The organism is Saccharopolyspora erythraea NRRL 2338, from assembly GCF_000062885.1.
In the GTDB taxonomy this organism is placed as follows: Bacteria; Actinomycetota; Actinomycetes; order Mycobacteriales; family Pseudonocardiaceae; genus Saccharopolyspora_D; species Saccharopolyspora_D erythraea.
Genome location: NC_009142.1, coordinates 1,019,101 through 1,038,662 on the forward strand (window position 1 = coordinate 1,019,101; position 19,562 = coordinate 1,038,662).

Annotated in this window: 19 protein-coding genes; 13 read left to right on the forward strand and 6 right to left on the reverse strand. The window is 71.5% G+C overall.

Going from position 1 to position 19,562, the window contains the following annotated elements; all coding sequences use genetic code 11:
• Positions 1-159 precede the first annotated feature (159 nt).
• The 6 genes from mca to SACE_RS04465 all read left to right on the forward strand — a co-directional run bounded on the left by mca (position 160) and on the right by SACE_RS04465 (position 5,750).
• Positions 160-1,044: a mycothiol conjugate amidase Mca gene (mca, locus tag SACE_RS04440; protein WP_009950484.1), complete on the forward strand. Its 885-nt coding sequence runs from the start codon at positions 160-162 to the stop codon at positions 1,042-1,044.
• Positions 1,041-1,379 carry a hypothetical protein gene (locus SACE_RS04445; protein ID WP_009950483.1) on the forward strand — a complete coding sequence of 113 codons (339 nt, stop codon included), beginning with the start codon at positions 1,041-1,043 and terminating at the stop codon, positions 1,377-1,379. Before mca ends, SACE_RS04445 begins: the two co-directional genes overlap by 4 nt.
• A 109-nt stretch (positions 1,380-1,488) precedes the next feature.
• A complete protein-coding gene (locus tag SACE_RS04450; RefSeq protein WP_009950482.1) occupies positions 1,489-3,021 on the forward strand; it encodes an ATP-dependent DNA ligase in 1,533 nt (510 codons plus the stop codon).
• Positions 3,022-3,034: 13 nt separating this feature from the next.
• Positions 3,035-3,448 carry a DUF4288 domain-containing protein gene (locus SACE_RS04455; RefSeq protein WP_009950481.1) on the forward strand — a complete coding sequence of 138 codons (414 nt, stop codon included), beginning with the start codon at positions 3,035-3,037 and terminating at the stop codon, positions 3,446-3,448.
• Between the two features lie 83 nt (positions 3,449-3,531).
• Positions 3,532-4,113, forward strand: coding sequence for a hypothetical protein (locus SACE_RS04460; RefSeq protein ID WP_009950480.1), 582 nt, complete (start codon positions 3,532-3,534; stop codon positions 4,111-4,113).
• Positions 4,114-4,310: 197 nt separating this feature from the next.
• A complete protein-coding gene (locus SACE_RS04465) occupies positions 4,311-5,750 on the forward strand; it encodes a GuaB1 family IMP dehydrogenase-related protein (protein WP_009950479.1) in 1,440 nt (479 codons plus the stop codon).
• Between the two features lie 180 nt (positions 5,751-5,930).
• Here the strand turns inward: SACE_RS04465 and SACE_RS04470 are convergent, their stop codons facing one another.
• Positions 5,931-7,310, reverse strand: coding sequence for an RNA 5'-3' helicase PhoH2 (locus SACE_RS04470; RefSeq protein WP_011873207.1), 1,380 nt, complete (start codon positions 7,308-7,310; stop codon positions 5,931-5,933).
• 366 nt (positions 7,311-7,676) lie between these two features.
• On the reverse strand, positions 7,677-8,906 hold the full coding sequence (locus SACE_RS04475) for a DUF885 domain-containing protein (protein WP_009950476.1): 1,230 nt from the start codon (positions 8,904-8,906) through the stop codon (positions 7,677-7,679).
• A 323-nt stretch (positions 8,907-9,229) separates the two neighbouring features.
• Between SACE_RS04475 and SACE_RS04480 the strand changes: the two genes are divergently transcribed.
• Both SACE_RS04480 and SACE_RS04485 read left to right on the forward strand, forming a co-directional pair.
• Positions 9,230-9,433 (forward strand): hypothetical protein, encoded by a 204-nt coding sequence (locus SACE_RS04480; RefSeq protein WP_009950475.1) that lies wholly within the window; start codon positions 9,230-9,232, stop codon positions 9,431-9,433.
• Positions 9,434-9,726: 293 nt separating this feature from the next.
• Positions 9,727-9,984 carry a hypothetical protein gene (locus SACE_RS04485; RefSeq protein WP_009950474.1) on the forward strand — a complete coding sequence of 86 codons (258 nt, stop codon included), beginning with the start codon at positions 9,727-9,729 and terminating at the stop codon, positions 9,982-9,984.
• 82 nt (positions 9,985-10,066) lie between these two features.
• Here SACE_RS04485 and SACE_RS04490 read toward each other — a convergent pair whose 3' ends face one another.
• Complete coding sequence (locus SACE_RS04490; protein ID WP_009950472.1) at positions 10,067-10,843, reverse strand: isoprenyl transferase; 777 nt, start codon at positions 10,841-10,843, stop codon at positions 10,067-10,069.
• Positions 10,844-10,974: 131 nt separating this feature from the next.
• Between SACE_RS04490 and trhA the strand changes: the two genes are divergently transcribed.
• Positions 10,975-11,640 (forward strand): PAQR family membrane homeostasis protein TrhA, encoded by a 666-nt coding sequence (gene trhA, locus SACE_RS04495; RefSeq protein ID WP_009950470.1) that lies wholly within the window; start codon positions 10,975-10,977, stop codon positions 11,638-11,640.
• Between the two features lie 54 nt (positions 11,641-11,694).
• Here the strand turns inward: trhA and SACE_RS04500 are convergent, their stop codons facing one another.
• The 3 genes from SACE_RS04500 to SACE_RS04510 all read right to left on the reverse strand — a co-directional run bounded on the left by SACE_RS04500 (position 11,695) and on the right by SACE_RS04510 (position 15,046).
• Positions 11,695-12,309, reverse strand: a complete 615-nt coding sequence (locus SACE_RS04500) for a hypothetical protein (RefSeq protein ID WP_009950469.1) — start codon at positions 12,307-12,309, stop codon at positions 11,695-11,697.
• 76 nt (positions 12,310-12,385) lie between these two features.
• Positions 12,386-12,892, reverse strand: a complete 507-nt coding sequence (locus SACE_RS04505) for a GNAT family N-acetyltransferase (RefSeq protein WP_009950468.1) — start codon at positions 12,890-12,892, stop codon at positions 12,386-12,388.
• A 108-nt stretch (positions 12,893-13,000) separates the two neighbouring features.
• Positions 13,001-15,046: a thioredoxin domain-containing protein gene (locus SACE_RS04510; RefSeq protein WP_011873209.1), complete on the reverse strand. Its 2,046-nt coding sequence runs from the start codon at positions 15,044-15,046 to the stop codon at positions 13,001-13,003.
• Positions 15,047-15,214: 168 nt separating this feature from the next.
• Between SACE_RS04510 and SACE_RS04515 the strand changes: the two genes are divergently transcribed.
• From SACE_RS04515 to SACE_RS04530, 4 genes are read left to right on the forward strand one after another with little or no spacing between them, the layout of a single operon-like run.
• Positions 15,215-16,663 carry an extracellular solute-binding protein gene (locus SACE_RS04515; protein WP_009950466.1) on the forward strand — a complete coding sequence of 483 codons (1,449 nt, stop codon included), beginning with the start codon at positions 15,215-15,217 and terminating at the stop codon, positions 16,661-16,663.
• On the forward strand, positions 16,660-17,673 hold the full coding sequence (locus SACE_RS04520) for a carbohydrate ABC transporter permease (RefSeq protein ID WP_011873210.1): 1,014 nt from the start codon (positions 16,660-16,662) through the stop codon (positions 17,671-17,673). Before SACE_RS04515 ends, SACE_RS04520 begins: the two co-directional genes overlap by 4 nt.
• Complete coding sequence (locus SACE_RS04525; RefSeq protein ID WP_009951040.1) at positions 17,670-18,524, forward strand: carbohydrate ABC transporter permease; 855 nt, start codon at positions 17,670-17,672, stop codon at positions 18,522-18,524. Before SACE_RS04520 ends, SACE_RS04525 begins: the two co-directional genes overlap by 4 nt.
• Positions 18,521-19,540 carry an NAD(P)-dependent alcohol dehydrogenase gene (locus tag SACE_RS04530; protein ID WP_009951039.1) on the forward strand — a complete coding sequence of 340 codons (1,020 nt, stop codon included), beginning with the start codon at positions 18,521-18,523 and terminating at the stop codon, positions 19,538-19,540. The genes SACE_RS04525 and SACE_RS04530 overlap by 4 nt, the downstream gene beginning before the upstream one ends.
• Positions 19,541-19,562 lie beyond the last annotated feature (22 nt).

Consider the following 19,562-nt stretch of genomic DNA (forward strand, 5'->3'; position numbering starts at 1 on the left):
GGGTGAGCCCTGTCGCCGATTTCGTCGGACCCGTTGGGAACAATGGGGCCCGACACCCACGTTGAGTATCCCCGGGGGTGTCCGCCCTGCCTCCGGCGGGGGCGGTTCGCGGATCTGATCTTGCGACGTTGTTGCTGAAGCAGGAGGGACAGCCTGGCCATGGCCGAGAAGCTGCGTCTGATGACGGTGCACGCGCATCCGGACGACGAGTCCAGCAAGGGGGCGGCGACGACAGCGCGCTACGTCGCCGACGGCCACGAGGTGATGGTCGTCACCTGCACCGGTGGTGAGGCGGGCAGCATCCTCAACCCGGCCATGGACCGGCCGGAAGTGGTGGCGAACCTGCCGGAGATCCGCAGGCAGGAGATGGCGAAGGCGGCCGGGATCCTCGGCGTCCAGCACCGGTGGCTGGGCTTCGTCGACTCCGGGCTGCCAGAGGGCGACCCGCTGCCGCCGCTGCCGGAGGGCTGCTTCGCGCTGGTGCCGCTGGAGACCTCCACCCGCGAGCTGGTCAAGGTCATCCGCGAGTTCCGCCCGCACGTGCTGATCACCTACGACGAGAACGGCGGCTACCCGCACCCCGACCACATCCGCTGCCACGAGGTCTCGATGGCGGCCTTCGACGCCGCGGGCGACCCGGAGCTCCACACCGACGCGGGCGACCCCTGGCAGCCGCTGAAGCTGTACTACTCGCACGGTTTCTCCCGCAAGCGCATGCAGCTCTTCCACGACGCGCTGGTCGAGCGCGGCATCGAGTCGCCCTACGGCGAGTGGCTCGGCAAGTGGGACTCCTCCCGCCCGGACCCCGACGAGCGGGTGACGACGCGGGTCGACTGCGGTGCATACTTCGAGGTGCGTGACGACGCGCTGCGCGCGCACGCGACCCAGATCGACCCGAACAGCCGGTGGTTCGCGGTTCCGGCCTCCCTGCAGCGGGAGCTGTGGCCCACCGAGGACTACGAGCTGGTCAGGTCGCTGGTGGACACGACGTTGCCGGAGGACGACCTGTTCGCCGGTGTGGAAGAGAAGGTGTGTGCGGTATGAGTGCCCAGGAGGCCCTCGCCTTCGTCCTGGCACAGGCGCCTCCGCCGCCGGACCCCGGAGGCCAGGGCGAGGACTTCGGCAAGTCCTCCCCGCTCGGCCTGCTGCTGCTGGTGCTGTTCGCGATCGCGGTCGTGTTCCTGATCCGGTCGATGACCAAGCACCTGAAGAAGCTTCCGACGACCTTCGACGAGGAGAAGGCCGCCGCGGCGGCGCCGGCCAAGGTGCGCGCCCGTGCGCAGAAGGCGTCGGCGAAGGAGCGCGCGGCGGAGCCGGAACCCGGTGCGGAGCGGGCGGAGCCCGTCGCGAAGGACTCCGGCGAGGCCAAGGAGAAGTAGCGGCATCCGACCCCGAGCGGCCCGCTCGACCCACGAGGTCGGGCGGGCCGCTTCGCGTGCGCACCCGCGAACCCCGGCGGCTGTCGGTGATCGCACGCACCATGGGGACATGGTGCTTCTGAGCGATGTCGTGCGCACGTCCGCCGAGGTCTCCGCGACCCGCTCGCGCAAGTCGAAGGTCGCCGCGATCGCCGGGCTGCTCTCGCGTCTCGGCGAAGCCGAGGTCGGGCCCGGCACGGCGTTCCTCGCAGGTGAGCTGCGCGGCGGGCGGGCCGGGGTGGGCTGGGCGACGCTGTCGGCGCTCGACCCGGCGGCAGCCGGTGAGCCGTCGCTGACCGTCGCGGAGGTGGATGCCGCCATCGACGCCCTGCGCGAGATCGGCGGTGCCGGCTCCGGGCAGCGGCGAGCCGAACTGCTCGCCGACCTGCTGGCCCGGGCCACGGCGGCGGAGCAGGAGTTCCTGGTGCGGCTGCTCGGCGGTGAGCTGCGGCAGGGCGCGCTGGAGGGCGTGATGCTGGAGGCGATCGCCGCCGCGGCCGGGGTCCGTCCCGACGCGGTGCGCCGCGCGTTCATGCTCTCCGGCCGGCTGCCCGCGACCGCCGAGGCCGCGCTGCGCGGCGGCGAGGAGGAACTGGGCGGTTTCCGCCTGGAGGTGGGGCGCCCGCTGCGGCCGATGCTCGCCTCCCCGGCCGAGACGCTGGACGAGGCGATGACCGAGCTGGGGGAGGTCAGCGTCGAGTACAAGATGGACGGTGCGCGGATCCAGGTGCACCGCGACGGCGACGACGTCCACATCTACACCCGCACGCTGCGCGAGATCACCCGCCACGTCCCCGAGCTCGTCGAGCTGGTGCGGGGCCTGGACTGCCGGTCGATCGTGCTCGACGGCGAGACGCTGGCGCTCGACGACTCGGGGCGGCCGAGGCCGTTCCAGGAGACGATGGGCCGCTTCGGCGCGCAGAGCCCGCGGGACCTGCTGCTGCACCCGTACTTCTTCGACTGCCTGCACCTCGACGGACGCGACCTGCTCGACCTCCCGCTGCGCGATCGCCTCACCGCGCTGGAGGAGGTCGCGGCCGACCACCGCATACCGGCGGTGCTGACCGCCGACGCCGAGCACGCTTCGGGCATCTTCGACGACGCGCTGGAAGCCGGTCACGAGGGCGTCATGGTCAAGTCGCTGGACTCGGCCTACGCGGCGGGGCGGCGCGGACGCACCTGGCGCAAGGTCAAGCCGTCGCACACCCTCGACCTGGTCGTCCTGGCCGCGGAATGGGGGCACGGACGACGCAGCGGCTACTTGTCCAACCTCCACCTCGGCGCGCGCGACCCCGACGGCGGGCCGCCGATCATGGTCGGCAAGACCTTCAAGGGGCTCACGGACGAGCTGCTGGCCTGGCAGACCGAGGAGTTCCAGCGCAGGGAGACCCACCGCGACGACTGGACGGTGCACCTGGTGCCGGAGCTGGTGGTGGAGATCGAGCTGGACGGCGTGCAGACCAGCACGCGCTACCCGGGCGGTGTGGCGCTGCGGTTCGCCCGGGTGCTGCGCTACCGCCCCGACAAGGACGCCGCCTCCGCCGACACCATCGACGCGGTGCGGGAGGTGCGCGGGCCGCAGCGTGCGGCGGAGGGCGGATGAGACCCTTGGAGCCATGAGCACTCCCGAAGAGGTCGGGTCGGTCAACATCGGCCCGGGCACCATCGACCCCCGTGACTTCCAGGCTCCGGTGAGCAGCGTGGACCCGGACTTCTACGTCGCCGTGCTGGTGACCGAGGGCGTCACCGAGGGTTCGGACAAGCCCCTCTACGAGGAGTCCTTCGTGCTGCTCAAGGCGGAGTCGGAGGAGGAGGCCAGGGAGAAGGCCGCCGAGTACGGCAAGCAGCAGGAAACCAGCTACCGCAACGAGAACGACCAGGACATCACCTGGAAGCTCCGCCACGTCGTGGACGTCCGGCTGGTCGAGGACGCCACCTTCGACGACGGCTCGGAGCTCTACAGCCGGTTCTTCCGCAACTTCGACGGCTACCGCTCCTTCGAACCCCTGCTCGGCGGCGAGGAGCTCTGAGGCGGGGGCGCAGCCCCTGCGACCAGGAAACACCACCGAGTGCATCGGCTTGATCTCGAACTGTTCCCGATTCACTGCTGCGCGTGTTCCAAGCCGCCTACGTCGACGAGTCCTACGACCTGACCCTCGGCGTCTACGTCCTCACCGCCGGCATCGTCGACCTCGCCGACGCCGAGCGGATCCGCTCCGCGCTGCGCGACCTGCGCCCCGGTGGCGGCAAGCTGCACTGGTACGAATCCGACCACTCGCATCGGCTGCACCCCGCCAAGGCGGTGGGTGTGCTGCCGGTCGGCCACATCACCGTCATCGGCCGCGGGAAGCGGATGCGTGCCGAACGGGCACGCCGCAAATGCATGGAAACCCTGCTGCCGGAGCTGGACAGGAACGCCGTGGGGCCGGTCGTGTTCGAATGCAGGCAGCCCCGCAACAACAAGCAGGACCAGGAGCTCGTCGCGGTCTGCCGTCGCAAGCGCTTGCTGTCGGTGCGGATCCAGGTCAGCTTCGTTCCTGGTGGCAGCGAACCGCTGCTATGGGTCGCTGACGTCGCGTGCGGCGCGCGGACCAGCGTGGAGAACCCGCCTACATCGCCCAGTTCGGCGCGGCGACGTCCACGATCTCGATCTGGATCGCTTGACGGGCAAGAGAAACGGCCCCAGAAAACGTAGAGGCCGGGGTCCCACAATACAGCGGGGGGTCCGGCGTACTTCCACGCACCTCGGTGCGCGGCCACCGCCAGTATAGCGACACCGCTGGTCACGCGGGCAACATCGGTCACGTCGGCCGATCCGGCGATCTCGGCGGGACGAGCCAGGCGGCTCCGACCCGGTCACAGACCGCCTCCGAACACGTATCCTGGTACCTCGTGCAGTTCTTGAACGGGCAGCAGCCCACTACCGACCTGACCTACGACGACGTCTTCCTCGCGCCCCGGCGCTCGGGCGTCGAGTCCCGGTTCGACGTCGATCTCGCCACCGCCGACGGCACCGGCGCGACCCTGCCGATCGTGGTCGCCAACATGACCGCGGTCGCCGGCCGCCGGATGGCCGAGACGATCGCCCGGCGCGGCGGACTGGTGGTGCTGCCGCAGGACGTGGCCCCCAGCGCGGTCGCCGAGATCGTCTCCTGGGTCAAGCAGCGCCATCCGCTCTGGGACACGCCGCTGGTGTTGCACGCCGACGACGCGGTCGCCGACGCGCTGAACCTCCTCCCCAAGCGCGCCCACGGCGCCGTGGTGGTCGTCGACGACGGCAACCGCCCGGTGGGCGTGGTCGACGAGGCCGCCTGCGGTGGTGTCGACCGCTTCAGCCGGGTCGGCGAGGTCGCCGACCTCAGCCCGGTGGTGCTGCCGCTGGAGACCAAGCCGCGCGAGGTGTTCGAGCAGCTCCACAAGCAGGCCAGGAACGTCGCGCTCGCCGTCGACGCCGACGGTGTGCTCGCGGGGGTCATGACCGCGAAGGCGGCGCTGCGGGCCGAGATCTACACCCCCGCGCTCGACGCCGACGGCAAGCTGCGCGTCGCGGCGGCTGTCGGGGTGAACGGCGACGTGGCCGCCAAGTCCGAAGCACTGCTGGGCGCGGGTGTGGACGCGCTGGTCGTCGACACCGCGCACGGCCACCAGGAGAAGATGATCGCCGCGCTCGGCGCGGTGCGCTCGGTGAGCCCGCGGGTGCCGGTGGTGGCGGGCAACGTGGTCACCGCCGACGGCGTGCGGGACCTGGCCGAGGCCGGGGCCGACGTGATCAAGGTCGGTGTCGGCCCTGGCGCGATGTGCACGACCCGGATGATGACCGGCGTCGGCCGTCCGCAGTTCTCCGCGGTCGCCGAGTGCGCCACCGCGGCCCGCGAGCTGGGCAAGCACGTGTGGGCCGACGGCGGCGTGCGCCACCCGCGCGACGTGGCCCTCGCCCTGGCCGCAGGCGCGGCCTCGGTGATGGTCGGGTCCTGGTTCGCGGGCACCTACGAGTCGCCGGGCGACCTCCAGCGCGACGAGCACGGCCGCGCCTACAAGGAGTCCTTCGGCATGGCATCGAAGCGGGCCGTGAGCGCGCGGACCCGGTCCGACGGCGCCTTCGACCAGGCGCGCAAGGCGCTGTTCGAGGAGGGCATCTCCAGCTCGCGGATGCGGCTGGACCCGCAGCGGCCGGGCGTGGAGGACCTGCTCGACGAGATCAGCTCCGGCCTGCGTTCGTCGTGCACGTACGCGGGCGCGCGGAGCCTGGAGGAGTTCCACGAGCGGGCGCTGGTGGGCATCCAGTCGGCGGCCGGTTTCGCCGAGGGCCGTCCGCTGCCGTCCGGCTGGTGACGACCAGGGCCGACCGGTGGGCGTCGACCTGACGCCCGACCGGTCGGCCATTCCTGGTGTCAGCCCCGGCGACGAGCCGCCGGCCACTGCGGGTCCCGCTGGTGACGACCTGACCGGCGCGCTGGGCCGAGCGGCCGGTGCCTCCCAGCGGGGCACCGGCCGCCCGATCGCGGGCTCAGCTCACGGCGTGAAGTCGCCCTCCAGCATCTCGGTCACCAGCGCGGCCACCGGCGAGCGCTCGGACCGGGTGAGCGTGACGTGGGCGAACAGCGGGTGCCCCTTCAGCTTCTCTATCACCGCGGCGACCCCGTCGTGGCGGCCGACCCGCAGGTTGTCGCGCTGGGCGACGTCGTGGGTGAGCACCACCCGCGAGTTCGAGCCGAGCCGCGAGAGCACCGTCAGCAGGACGTTGCGCTCCAGCGACTGCGCCTCGTCGACGATGACGAACGAGTCGTGCAGCGACCGCCCGCGGATGTGGGTGAGGGGCAGGACCTCGAGCATTCCCCGGTCCATGACCTCGTCCAGCACGTCCCCGCTGGCCAGCGCCCCGAGGGTGTCGAAGACGGCCTGCGCCCACGGCTGCATCTTCTCGTTCTCGCTGCCCGGCAGGTAGCCGAGCTCCTGCCCGCCCACGGCGTAGACCGGGCGGAACACCACGACCTTGCGGTGCTGCTGGCGTTCCATCACCGCTTCCAGGCCCGCGCACAGGGCGAGCGCCGACTTGCCGGTGCCCGCCCGGCCACCGAGGGAGATGATCCCGACGTCGGGGTCGAGCAGGAGATCGAGCGCGATCCGCTGCTCGGCGGAGCGTCCGTGCAGCCCGAACGCCTCCCGGTCGCCGCGCACCAGCTTGACCTGCTTGTCCGCGGTGACCCTGCCCAGCGCGCTCTGCGAGCCGGCGAGCAGCCGCAGACCGGTGTTGGCGGGCAGGTCGCGCGCCTCGTCGAGGTCGGCCGTGCCCTCCTTGAACAGCACGTCGACGGTGTCCGGCGGCACGTCGAGGTCAGCCATGCCGGTCCAGCCCGACGACACCACGTCCTGCGCCCGGTACTCCTCGGCCTCCAGGGCCACCGACGCGGCCTTGACCCGCATCGGCATGTCCTTGGTGACCAGCGTGACGCGGTGTCCTTCGGCGGCCAGGTTCAGCGCGCAGGCCAGGATTCTCGCGTCGTTGGAGTCGGTGCGGAAACCCGGCGGCAGCACCTCCGGGTCCGAGTGGTTGAGCTCGACGTGCAGGTTTCCGCCCTGCTCCCCGACGGGGACCGGGGCGTCGAGCCTCCCGTGCCGAAGACGCAGGTCGTCGAGCACGCGCAGGGACTCCCTGGCGAACCAGCCGAGCTCGGGGTGGTGTCGCTTGCCCTCCAGCTCGCTGATCACGACCAGGGGCAGCACCACGCTGTGCTCGGCGAACCGGCACATCGCCCACGGGTCGGACAGCAGCACGGAGGTGTCGAGGACGTACGTGCGGACCTCGCCCGGGGCTTCCGGACGGGTCGGGCACGCTGGATCACCGGGCGTGGCCGGGAGATCCGCTGGGGGCTGGGAACGTCGTGTGGTCACGGCTACTCCCTCGCGGGCGTGGCGCGCACACCCGCTCGTCGGCGGGCCGGGCCTGCCCCTGCCGTGCCCCGGGCAGGACCGCTCGGCGGTCCGCCGCGGCCGCAGGGCCACGCACCGGCCCTGGCGCGACCACGATGGACGGGAACCGTCCGATCCTGCCTACAGCCACGGTCAGGGCCTCCCCGGACGGGCCGCTTACGGCGTTGCACTACGGACGGCCCGTCACTGCGGACGCTACCTGCATGATCCGAACTCGGCAGGCAGCCACACAGGTGATTCAGCGAATCGTCAACTGCGCGTCATGTACCAGGGCATTTACGCACAAGCGCCTACCGCCGGTAATCCCTCCAGCCGGAATCCCTGCTCTCAACGGGTGAAAATGGGGATCTGTCCGGCGATTTCCTCGCGGATGGTCTCCGGCACCAGCGGTTCGTCGAGCAGCCGCCGGTAGCGCTCGCAGCCCGCCGTCCCGGCGGGCGCGAGCTCCAGCCAGGTCCGCAGCAGCTTGTATCCCTCCACGTAGGTGGTGGTGTAGGCCCGCCACAGCGGGTCGGCCATGAACCGGACGAGCCGCCGCGCGGTGCCGTCGGGCAGCAGCTGCCACCGGCGCAGGAAGTTCACCACCTCGGTCTCGTCCTTCCCCCCGTCGTGCAGCATCACCAGGGCGTCCTGGCGCACCGCGAGCAGCCGGCCCATCGCGGCCTCGACGCGTTCGGCGAGCTCGCCGTCGAACGCGACGCCCAGGTCGGCGAGGATCTCGGCGGCCCACGCGCCCCAGCCGCGGCCGACGACGGCGTGCAGCCCGAGGTCGGCGAGTCCCTCGGCCAGCAGGCACTGGGGCGTGTTGATCAGGAAGATCGTGTGTTCCAGGTGCCGCTGCCGGTCGACAAGCCCGGCTTCCTTGCGGCAGTGCTCGGTGTGGTGGCCGGGGTAGGACTCGTGCGCGACGAGGTGCGGGAGTTCGGCCGCGCTGTGCCCGGCGTCGGCGTTGATGGCGACACGCGAGCGGAAGTCGCCCAGGTACTGGTTGAAGCCTCCCCACACCTCACCGGTCACGATGCGGTAGTCGACGGTTTCCTGCGGTGGCAGGCGAAACCGGGCCCGCACGCGGTCCCGCAGGGCGCTCGACAGCGCCAGCACGCAGTGCCGGAGCCGCTCCGGCGGGATGCGGTTCCGTTCGCGCAGCGACGTGATCCGCGCGCCGAGGTCGCCGCGGCCGGGCAGCACCTCGTCGAGCTCGCGGTGCGCGCGCCGGTAGTCGTCGGGGTCGCCGGGGGTGATCCGCACCTGGAAATAGGCCCCGGCCTCGTCGGCGAACGACATCCGCTCGCCCGCCAGCTTCCGCCCGGCGCACTCCAGCGCGGTGAGCTGGGCGCGCAGGAACGCCTCGCGTCGCCGTTCCAGCTCCGCGCCGGGCAGCTCGGCGAGCAGCCCGCGGGCGCGGGCTGCGAGCGCGGCCGGGTCCGGGCGGGTCTCGTCGCGGACCTTCCTGCGCAGCTCCGGGTCGCCGGTGTAGGCGTCGGTGAAGCCCGGCACCAGCCGGTCGAACCGCAGACCGAGCCGCACGTACTCGGTCACGAGAGCGGAGGGGGCCATGCGGCGACACTACGGCGTGGCGCCGCGTCGTGGGGAAGCACCTCGCGGATCACACGATTTCGCCGACCGCGCAGAACTGCGCGACGCGTCTACCTGGGATTCTGACGTGCCGCGGCTTTAGAGGGCGGCGAATAAAGCACACAATGGTGTTAACGAGGTTTTGTTCGGAGTCGTTGATCGCTATGTTTCTCGCCGGGTGCTTCCCCTCGCCAAGCTACTGGGGTACTCGGGTCGAGGAATACGCACTCGCCTACCCCCCATCCAGTCAAGGAGCAAGAAAAGTGCTTAAGAAAGCAGCGGTTGTCGCCGGCGCTGCCGCCACCATGCTCGCCGTGGCCCCGATGGCCAACGCCGACTCCGCGGACAACGACGGCGTGAACGTCCTCAACGACAACAACATCAGCGCGCTGCCGATCCAGGCCTGCGGCAACGACATCGCTGTCGTCGGTGTGATCGCCAAGCTCTTCTCGACGCAGAGCACCCAGTGCGTCAACGCTCCGATCGTCGACCACCCGAGCCAGCGCTGAGCCGGTCGGTCGATCTCGGCTGCTCTTCCCGGGCGGCCACCAGCAGAGAGGGCGTCGGGATGCCCGACGCTCCTTTTTGCGTTCCTTTTGAAAAGCTTCGCGCGAGCCAGTTCCCGGTATAAGCGGGCTGGATAGCGCGAAAAAGCGATCCGATCACACAATCGGGTTAAGAGTTGTCGCGCACGGCCTGCCGGATCTGTTCACCGGCGGAAGTGCGCAAGACTCCGGTGCCACCTCGCGGACCCATCGAAGAGGACCGCTTGGTGCGAATTCCCCGCGTGGACCAAAGGAGAGTGAACGAAGTGCTGAAGAAGGCTGCGATCCTCGCAGGTGCCGCCGCCGGCCTGCTGGCGCTGGCCCCGGTCGCCAACGCCGACTCCGCCGACAACGACGGCGTGAACGTCCTCAACGACAACAACATCAGCGCGCTGCCGATCCAGCTCTGCGGCAACGACATCGCCGTCGTCGGCGTGATCGCCAAGGTCGACTCGACTCAGACCACCCAGTGCGTCAACGCCCCGATCGTCGACCACCCGAGCCAGAAGAGCTGAGCGCGGACCGGCTGACGGAGAAGGCCAGGTCGTCCCATGACGGCCTGGCCTTTTGCTGCGCTGGGGAACCGCCGGGCCGGCGCTAGCCGCCGAAGCGGCGGTGCCGCGCCGCGTACTCGCGCAGCGCGCGCAGGAAGTCCACCCGCCGGAAAGCGGGCCAGTACGCCTCGCAGAACCAGAACTCCGAGTGCGCGGACTGCCACAGCATGAAACCGGACAGCCGCTGCTCACCGGAAGTGCGGATGAGCAGGTCGGGGTCCGGCTGCCCGGACGTGTAGAGGTGCTCGGCGATGTGGTCGACGGTGAGCACCTCGGCCAGTTCGTCGATGGTCGTGCCCGCCTCGGCGTGCTGCTGGAGCAGCTTGCGCACGGCGTCGGCGATCTCCTGCCGCCCGCCGTAGCCGACGGCGACGTTGACCTGCATGCCCGTGCGGCCCTTGGTGCGCAACGCCGCCGCCGAGAGCCGGGCCGCGGTCTCGGTGGGCAGCAGGTCGAGCGCGCCGACTATCCGCACCCGCCAGGGTTTTCCGGGCTCGGTCAGCTCGTCGACCACACCGGCGATGATCTCCAGCAGCGCCGACAGCTCGTCGCTGCTGCGGTTGAGGTTGTCGGTGGACAGCAGCCACAGCGTGACGACCTCGACGTCGGCTTCCTGGCACCAGCCCAGCATCTCGGCGATCTTGCGCGCGCCCTCGCGGTGACCGTGGTTGACGTCGAAGCCGGCTTCCTTGGCCCACCTGCGGTTTCCGTCGAGGATCACGCCGACGTGCCGGGGTGATTTCGACACGTCGAGCTTCCGGCGCAGCCGCCGTTCGTAGATGTCGACGATGAACTCTCGGAGCCGAACCTTAAGCGCCACGCCCGACGAGAGTACGCGGGCCGCATCCGGCGGCGACCGCGTCCCTGGGCAAGTCGGTGAAACGCACGTCACCGGCCTCTCGGGTGACCGCCGGACCTACGCTCCCGTAACCTCGTGGCGTGAGTAGCGCCATGACCGCCCGCCGCCCGACGGCGATCGTCAAGCCGAGGCTGCGCGGCTGGATCCACTTCTGGTCCCTGGTCGTGTCGGCCGCGGCCGGGACGACGCTGATCGCGCTGGCCGGGTCGACGGTGTCGGCCGCCGCCGCGCTGGGGACCTCGATCTACGTCGTGACCGTCCTCGGCCTGTTCGGTGTCAGTGCGCTTTACCACCGCAAGACGTGGAAGTCGGTCGGAGCCCGCACCTGGATGCGCAGGCTCGACCACTCCATGATCTTCCTGTTCATCGCGGGCACCTACACGCCGTTCGCGATGCTGGCGATGCAGCCGACCACCGGTGCCGTCGTGCTCGCGGTGGTCTGGGGCGGCGCGCTGGGCGGCGTGGTGCTCAAGCTCGCCTGGCCGAACGCGCCGCGCTGGGTCGGCGTGCCGGTCTACATCGCGCTGGGCTGGGTGGCCGTGTTCGTGCTGCCCGACCTGCTGCAGAACGCCGGCGTCGCCGCGCTCGTGCTGCTGCTGGCCGGCGGCGTGCTCTACACGGCGGGCGCGATCTTCTACGCCACGCGCTGGCCGGACCCGTGGCCGAAGACCTTCGGCTACCACGAGTTCTTCCACGCCGCGGTCTCCAGCGCCGCCGTCTGCCACCACGTGGCGATCTGGCTGGCCCTCTACTCCTGACCACTCGACCCATCGGGCCGGGGACCGCGTGAGCGCGGTTCCCGGCCCGATGCGTCAGGTCAGGTCGGGGCCCTGGGCGCGCAGGTCGTCGACCTTGGCCAGCGCTTCGCGCAGCTCGGCGAGCCATTCCTCGGTGTGCTCGCCCACCAGCCGGACCGCCCACGCCAGCGCCTCCGAGCGGGAGCGGGCGATGCCCGCGTCGACCAGGGTGTCGAGCACGATCCGCTCCGGCTGCCGCAACCGGGTCATGACCGGTGCCGACAGCGTGGTGAACAGCTCCTCAGCGCCGCCCAGCCGCGCTCCCCACGACACCTTGCGTCCGTAGCGGTGCTCGGCCTGCCGGGCGATCTCGATGCGCTCCTCCCGGGTCTCCTCCCGGAACCTGGCGATGCGGCCGCTCTCGGCCGCGGCGCGGGCGGCGTCGTCGGCGAAGTCCTCGTCGAGGGCGGGCAGCTCGCCGACGACGAGGATCTCCTCGCGGTCGACGCTGACCTCGGGCGCCGTGGTGAACCAGCCCTCGGGCAGGCGGCCGGTGAACCACGCCTTGGCGTCGTCGGCAGACGGTGCTTCCGGCGGCCGGCGGCCACCGCGTCCGCCGCCGGTCCACGGGGGTTGACCGCCCCACCGGCGGCCTCGTGCGGTGCGGATGAATCTCGCGTTCATCGCCATCACCCCTTCCAATTACACGATTACACGCTTGCACGTGCCGTGGAAGGGCTCCGGATTGCGCTCCTGGAGAACTCGATCAGGCCAGCTCGCGGCGCATGCACACCCGCGCGGCGGGGTCCAGGCCGTGCGCGGTCTCGTTGGCGACGACGGCGGCGAGCCCTGCGGTGATCTCGTCGGTGCCGAGCTCCCGGAACCCCAGACGGCGATAGTACGGCGCGTTCCAGGGCACCGTCCGGAACGTGGTGAGGGTCATCGCGCGGATGCCGCGCTCGACCGCCCAAGCGGCGACGTGGTCGAGCAAGACGCGCCCGATGCCCCGCCTCGCGTGGCCGGGATGCACGCTGATCTGCGCGATGTGCGCCGCGCCGTCGACGAGCTCGACCACGACGAAGGCGACCGGCTCACCGCACTCCACGGTGACCCACGCACGTCCCGCCCGCTGATAGGCGGTGAGGGCGTCGAGCGGCAGCGGCGGGCTGTCGGCGATCTCGGGCATGCCGATCTCGCGGAAGGGCTCGCCCGAGGCGATCTCGACGGTCTGGAGGCGGGGGAGTTCGCCGGGCTCGGCGGTTCGGACGTCCACGCCGCGCAGTGCAGCAGCGGGCGCCCCGCGGCGCCACCGGATTTCCGGCGCCGACCGCGGGGCTGTGGTGCTCGGCGTTGGAGTTCGCTGCCGACCGCGCGGCAGCGGTCAGCTCTGCGGGACCTGCACGCGGCCCAGGGTTTCCACGAGGTCGTCGACGCCGGTCACCGGCCGGTCGCAGAGGTAGCCCCGGCAGACGTAGGCCGCGGCGGACCCGCCGACCAGCGGCCGGTCGGCCAGCAGCGGCACGCCGGTCGCCTCCGGCTCCCCGGCGAGCACGACCGCCCCGCCGGGAGAGTGCCGCCAGGCGGCCTCGAGCAGGGCGGCGCGGTCGCCGTCGTCCTCCGGGCCGGCAACCGCGACCTGGAGCGGGCCGTGCGCCAGCGCCTCCGCGGTGCTCAGCCAGTGGCCCGCGAAGCGGGCCGCCCGTTCCGCGAGCAGCCCGGCCCGCGACAGCGCCTGCTCGGCGGCGTGCCGGTAGCGCTGCGCGGCGGAGCCGCCGGCGAGCGCGGACGCGGTCAGCAGGGCCGAGGTCAGCGACGACGCACCGGACGGGCTCGCGTTGTCGGTGGGGTCCGACGGGCGGCGCACCAGTTCCTCGGAATCCGCGGCGGTGTCGAAGTAGGCGCCCGGGTTGTCGCTGTCGGCGAATTGCTCCAGCGCGGTGTCCAGCAGCGAGCACGCGACGTCGAGCCAGCGCGGTTCGCCGGTGGCCTGGTGCAGCGAGAGCAGCCCGTCGGCCAGGCAGCCGTAGTCCTCCAGCACGCCGGCCGCGGCGCCGACGACACCGTCGCGGGAGCTGCGGCGCAGCCGCTGGTCGACCAGGTGCCGTTCCACCAGCAGCTTCGCGGCCTGCTCCGCCGCGGCGAGCCATTCCGGTTCGCCGAGCGCGGTCGATGCCTCCACGAGCGCCGTGATGGCCATGCCGTTCCAGGAGGTGACGACCTTGTCGTCCTTCCCCGGCTGCGGGCGCCGGCTCCTGGCCTCGTAGAGCGCGTCGCGGACGCGTCGCCAGCGGGCGGGATCGTCGGGGTCGCGCTTGAGCTGGAGGGTCGACGTCCCTTGCTCGAAGGTGCCGGACTCGGTGACCTCGAACAGCTCCGCGGCCCACGCGCCGTCGGCTTCGCCGAGGACCTCCGCGAGCTGCTCCGGCGTCCACACGTAGGTCAGGCCCTCGACGCCCTCGGTGTCGGCGTCCAGCGACGCCGCGAAACCGCCCTCCGGCGTGCGCAGATCACGCAGCAGGAACGCCGCGGTCTCCCGGGCGACGCGCTCTGCCAGCGGCGACTCGCGGCGGCGGGCCAGATGTGCGTAGACGCGGAGCAGCAAGGCGTTGTCGTAGAGCATCTTCTCGAAGTGCGGCACCACCCACGCGGAGTCGACGCTGTAGCGGGCGAACCCGCCCGCGAGCTGGTCGTAGATGCCGCCCCTGGCCATCGCCTCGCAGGTCGCCTCGGCCATCTCCAGCGCGGTGTGCCCGCTGCCCGGCGCGCTTTGGCGCTCCTGGTGGCGCAGCAGGAACTCCAGCACCATCGACGGCGGGAACTTCGGTGCGCCGCCGAAGCCGGCGTGGTCGGGGTCGGACTCGGCGTGCAGGCGCGAGACCGCGGTGGCGATGACCTCGTCGTCCAAAAAGGACTCCGGCAGTGCCGTGCGCTGCGCGGAAAGCTGTTCGACCACCCGGGTAGCGGCTTGGCGGACCTCGCCGCCGCGCTCGCGCCAGGCGCTGGCCACCGCGTCGAGGAGCTGCCGGAACGACGGCATGCCGTGCAGCGGCGCCGACGGGTAGTAGGTGCCGCAGTGGAACGGCTCGGCGTCCGGGGTGAGGAAGCAGGTCATCGGCCAGCCGCCCTGGCCGGTCATGGCCTGGGTGGCCTCCATGTAGACCGCGTCGACGTCCGGCCGCTCCTCGCGGTCGACCTTGATGTTGACGAAGTTCTCGTTCATGACCGCGGCCGTCGCCTCGTCCTCGAAGGACTCGTGCGCCATGACGTGGCACCAGTGGCAGGCCGCGTAGCCGATCGACAGCAGCACCGGCACGTCGCGCCGGCGGGCCTCCTCGAACGCCTCCGGCGACCACTGCCACCAGTCGACCGGGTTGTCGGCGTGCTGAAGCAGGTACGGGCTGGTCGCGTCCGCTAGCCGGTGAGCCATGCCCACAGCCTCCCACTTCGGCCGGGCGGTCGCATCGATCGGTTCGCGGTCGGCGTGGCCGCTGATCTCTCACATTTTCCAGCGATAGATCTCGCAAAAAGTGTTAACAAATGCGTGGAGCGGTGCTAGAAATGGCATCGGTCACATCGATCCACCCGAGGAGCGCACGTGAGGGAGCCGGGACTGAGCCGTCGGCGGCTGCTGGGCGGGGTGCTCGCCGGGGGTGCCGCGACCGTGTTGGGAGGGTGCTCGACGCGCGGCGACGCCCCGCGGACGGCATCTGGCGACCCGTGGCGCCAGTTCGCGGGCACCACGCTCAACTTCATCTCGGAGAACACGGCCCCGACCGCGGCGATCGCCGCCGACCTCGGGCCGTTCGCCGAGCTGACCGGCATCCGGGTCAACATCGTGACGCTGGAGCTGTCGGCGCTGGTCCAGAAGGTCGCCCTGGACCTGGCATCCGGGCAGGCGCAGTACCAGGTCATCTACGCCGACCCGTACCAGGTGCTGGCGCCGTACTCGAAGGGGCTGGCCGACCTGCGCGAGCTGGCCGACGACCCGGCGCTGCCCGGCTCCGCCGACGACTTCGCCGACTTCGTGCCGGTGCAGCTCGACGCCTCCGGGCGGTTCGGGCACGACGGCAAGGTCTTCGCGCTGCCCTACGACTGCCCGACGATGATCTGGCACTACCGCCGGGACCTGTTCGAGAAGCACCGCGCCCGGATGGCCGACGACCTCGGTTTCGACCCGATGCCGACCGACGCCACGACGTGGGAGCAGTACCTCGCCATCGCGCGGTGGTTCAACGACCGCACCGAGGACGTCCGCTACGGCACCGGGCACCAGGCCAAGCAGCACGACTCGCTGATGTGCGACTTCTCCAACGTCCTGTGGGCGCACGGTGGCGACTACTTCGGCAACGGCACCGAGATCGGCCGCATCGGCGCCGTGGACCCGGGCCCGTGCCGGCTCGGCGACGAACGCGCGGTGGAGGCGGCGGAGTTCTACCGCAAGCTCCTGGCGGTGGCGGACCCCGCCTCGCGCACGTGGGAGTGGAACGACCTCGGCGCGGCGTTCCGGGCCGGGCGCATCGCGATGTGCCCGAACTGGCACGAGTTCGCGGCCGACAACGAGAGCGTGCTGCCCGGCCGGGTCGGCTACGCCCGGTTGCCCGCGGGGCCGGTGCGGTCGGCCAACCACTACGGCGGCTGCGGGATCGGCATCAGCGCGAACACGCTGCCGAACGAGCGCGGTGCGGCCTGGCTGTTCGTCAACTGGGCGACGTCGAAGGAGGTCCAGCTGCGCAACCTGCGCAGCTCCGCGGGCGGCGGGACGCCCACGCGCGGGTCGGTGTACGCGCTGCCGGAGGTCGAGGCTGCCGAGCGGCGGCCGTCGGCGATGCCGAACATGCTGGCCGCCGACGCGGTGCGGCAGGCGTGGCAGCCGGAGAACGCCGGTCTGCGGCCGAAGATCCCGATGTGGAACGAGTGCGACACGGCGATCTACACCCAGCTTTCCCGCATGCTCGCCGGTGACGCGGGTCCGGCCGAGTCGATGCGGGAGGCCGCCAGGCGCTTCGACCAGATCACGGCACGAGGGTGGGTGGCCGCGCGATGAGCCGGACCGAGCCGACGCAGCCGAGCGGGCCGACGCAGCCGGCCGAGCCGCCCGAGCCGACGAAGCTGACCGCGCAGATCGAGAACCGCCCGGTGGACAGCCCTGCGGACCAGCACGCCAGCGAGCCGGCGCGGCGACGGTCCCGGATCCGGTTCGGGTTCGAGGCCCGGATGCTGACGCCCGGCGTGCTGCTGCTCGCGGCCCTGAGCGTCATCCCGTTCCTGACGATGATCGTGATGAGCTTCTCGTCCGTCCGGCTCCTCGGCGGGGTGGGCGTGGAATGGGCCGGGCTGCGCAACTGGGCCCGGCTGTTCACCGATCCCGACCTGGGCGCCAACTGGCTGCGCACCGGCGTCTACTTCGCCCTCACGCTGGGCCTGGAGATGCTGCTGGGCCTGGTCTTCGCGCTGTGCGTGTGGCGGGTGATGCGCGGCCGCAACGCGGTGCTCAGCCTGTTCCTGCTGCCGATGTTCGTCGCGCCCGCGATCGTCGGCCTGCTCGGCCGGTTCCTGACCGACTCCACCTTCGGCCTCTACTCGTGGCTGCTCGGCGCGCTCGGCTACACCGGCGACATCCTCGGCGGCAAGTACTCGGCGTTCGCGGCGGTGGTCCTGATGGACGTCTGGGAGTGGACGCCGCTGATCACCCTGATCGCGCTGGCCGGGCTGTCGTCGGTCCCGCCGAGCCTGCGCGAGGCGGCGGCGCTCGACGGCGCGAACGGCTGGCAGAGCCTGCGCCACATCGTGCTGCCGTCGATCTCGAACGTGCTGCTGGTCGCGCTGCTGATCCGGTCCATGGACGCGATCCGCTACTTCGACATCGTCTGGGTCACCACCGGCGGCGGCCCGGCCGACGCCACCAAGATCGTGCCGGTCCGGCTGTACGAGACCGCGTTCCGGTTCTTCGACCTCGGCTACGCCGCCGTGCTCGGCCTGGTGATGCTCGCCGTCTCCATCGTGATCGCCCGCGCCTTCGTGCGGTTGCTGGACAAGAAGGGACAAACCCGGTGACCACTCCCGCAAGCCCGCTGGAACGCGGCGGCCGGGGACTGCGCCTGGTGGTGTGGCTGGTGCTCGGCGCCGGTCTGCTGTGGACGCTCGTCCCGCTGGGCTGGATGGTGCTCTCCTCGTTCAAGTCGAGCGCGGACGTCACCGCCGCCACGCCGCAGGTGCTGTTCACGCCGACGCTGGAGAACTACCGGAACCTGTTCACCGGCGCGAACAACCTCGGCCCGTACGTCCTGCACAGCGTGCTGGCGGCGGGAATCTCCGCCGTGCTCGCGGTCGCGATCGGCGCGCCGGCCGGGTACGGCCTGGCGCGCACCAGGATGCGCGGCAGGAAGCACCTGTCGTTCTGGATCATCTCGACCCGGATGGCCCCGATCGCCGCGGTCGTGCTGCCGCTGTTCCTGATGTTCCGGGGACTGGGCCTGATCGATTCGGTGCCTGGCCTGGTGCTGGCCTACCTGACCTTCGACCTGCCGTTCGCGATCTGGTTGATGAGCGCGTTCTTCGCCGAGCTCCCGCCCGCGCTGGAGGAGTCGGCGCAGGTGGAGGGCTGCACGCGGTGGCAGGCGTTCTGGCACGTCGTGCTGCCGATGACCAAATCGGGTCTGGTGACCACCTTCGTGCTCTGCTTGGTGTTCGCCTGGAACGACCACGCCTTCGCGCTGGTCTTCAGCGGGCCGAACTCCCAGACGCTGCCGATCGCGGCCGGCCAGCTGGTCACCCAGTCCGGGATCGACTGGGGACAGCTGACCGCGATCGGTACGTTCGTGGTGGTGCCGATGGTGCTCGCCGGACTCGCCGTACGCCGGTGGCTGGTCACCGGCCTGACCCTGGGAGCGGTGACGGGGGAATGATCCCGGAGAAGATGCGCGCTTCGGTCCTGCGCGGTGTCGGGGACGTGGTGGTGCAGGAGCGGCCGGTGCCCGAGCCCGGGCCGCGCGAGGTGCTGGTCAGGGTGACCGCCGTCGGGACCTGCGGCTCGGACACCCACTACTACGAGCACGGCCGGATCGGGCCGTTCGTGGTGCGCGAGCCGCTCGTGCTGGGGCACGAGGCCGCGGGGGTGGTGGTGGCCCGCGGTGCCGAGGTGTCGCGACACGAGCCGGGGCAGCGGGTGTCGATCGAGCCCGGCGTGCCGTGCTTCGTGTGCGCGCAGTGCCGCGCGGGCCGCTACAACCTGTGCCCGGACGTGCGGTTCTTCGCGACACCGCCGGTCGACGGCGCCTTCTGCGAGTACGTCGCGGTGCACGAGGAGTTCGCCTACGCCGTCCCGGACTCGATGACCGACGAGGCCGCAGCGCTGTGCGAGCCGCTGTCGGTCGGGGTGTGGGCCTGCCGCAAGGGCGGGGTCGGACCGGGTTCGCGGGTGCTGGTGACCGGGGCGGGGCCGATCGGGCTGGTCGCCACCCAGACCGCCCGCGCTTTCGGCGCGAGCGAGGTCGTGGTCACCGACGTCAACCCGCGCCGCCTGGAGCTGGCCTCCGAGCTCGGTGCGACCGGAACGGTCGACGTGCGGGAGTCGGCCATCGACTTCGAACCCGAGGTGCTGCTGGAATGTTCTGGCGCGCCCCGCGCCGCCGCGGACGCCATCCGGCGCGTCACGCGGGCCGGCCGGGTCGTGCTGGTGGGCATGGGCGGTGACGAGCTGCCGCTGCCGCTTTCGCACGTCCAGAACTTCGAGATCGAGGTGACCGGTACGTTCCGGTACGCCAACACCTGGCCGACGGCGATCGCGCTGGCGGCGTCGGGCGCCGTCGACCTCGACCGGCTGGTGACGCACCGGTTCGGGCTGGCCGGGGTAGAGCAGGCGCTCACCGCGTCCGCGCGGGACGAGACGGCGGTGAAGACCGTCGTGCGCCCGCAGGAGTAGGTGCCGGCGGATGACGAGGGGA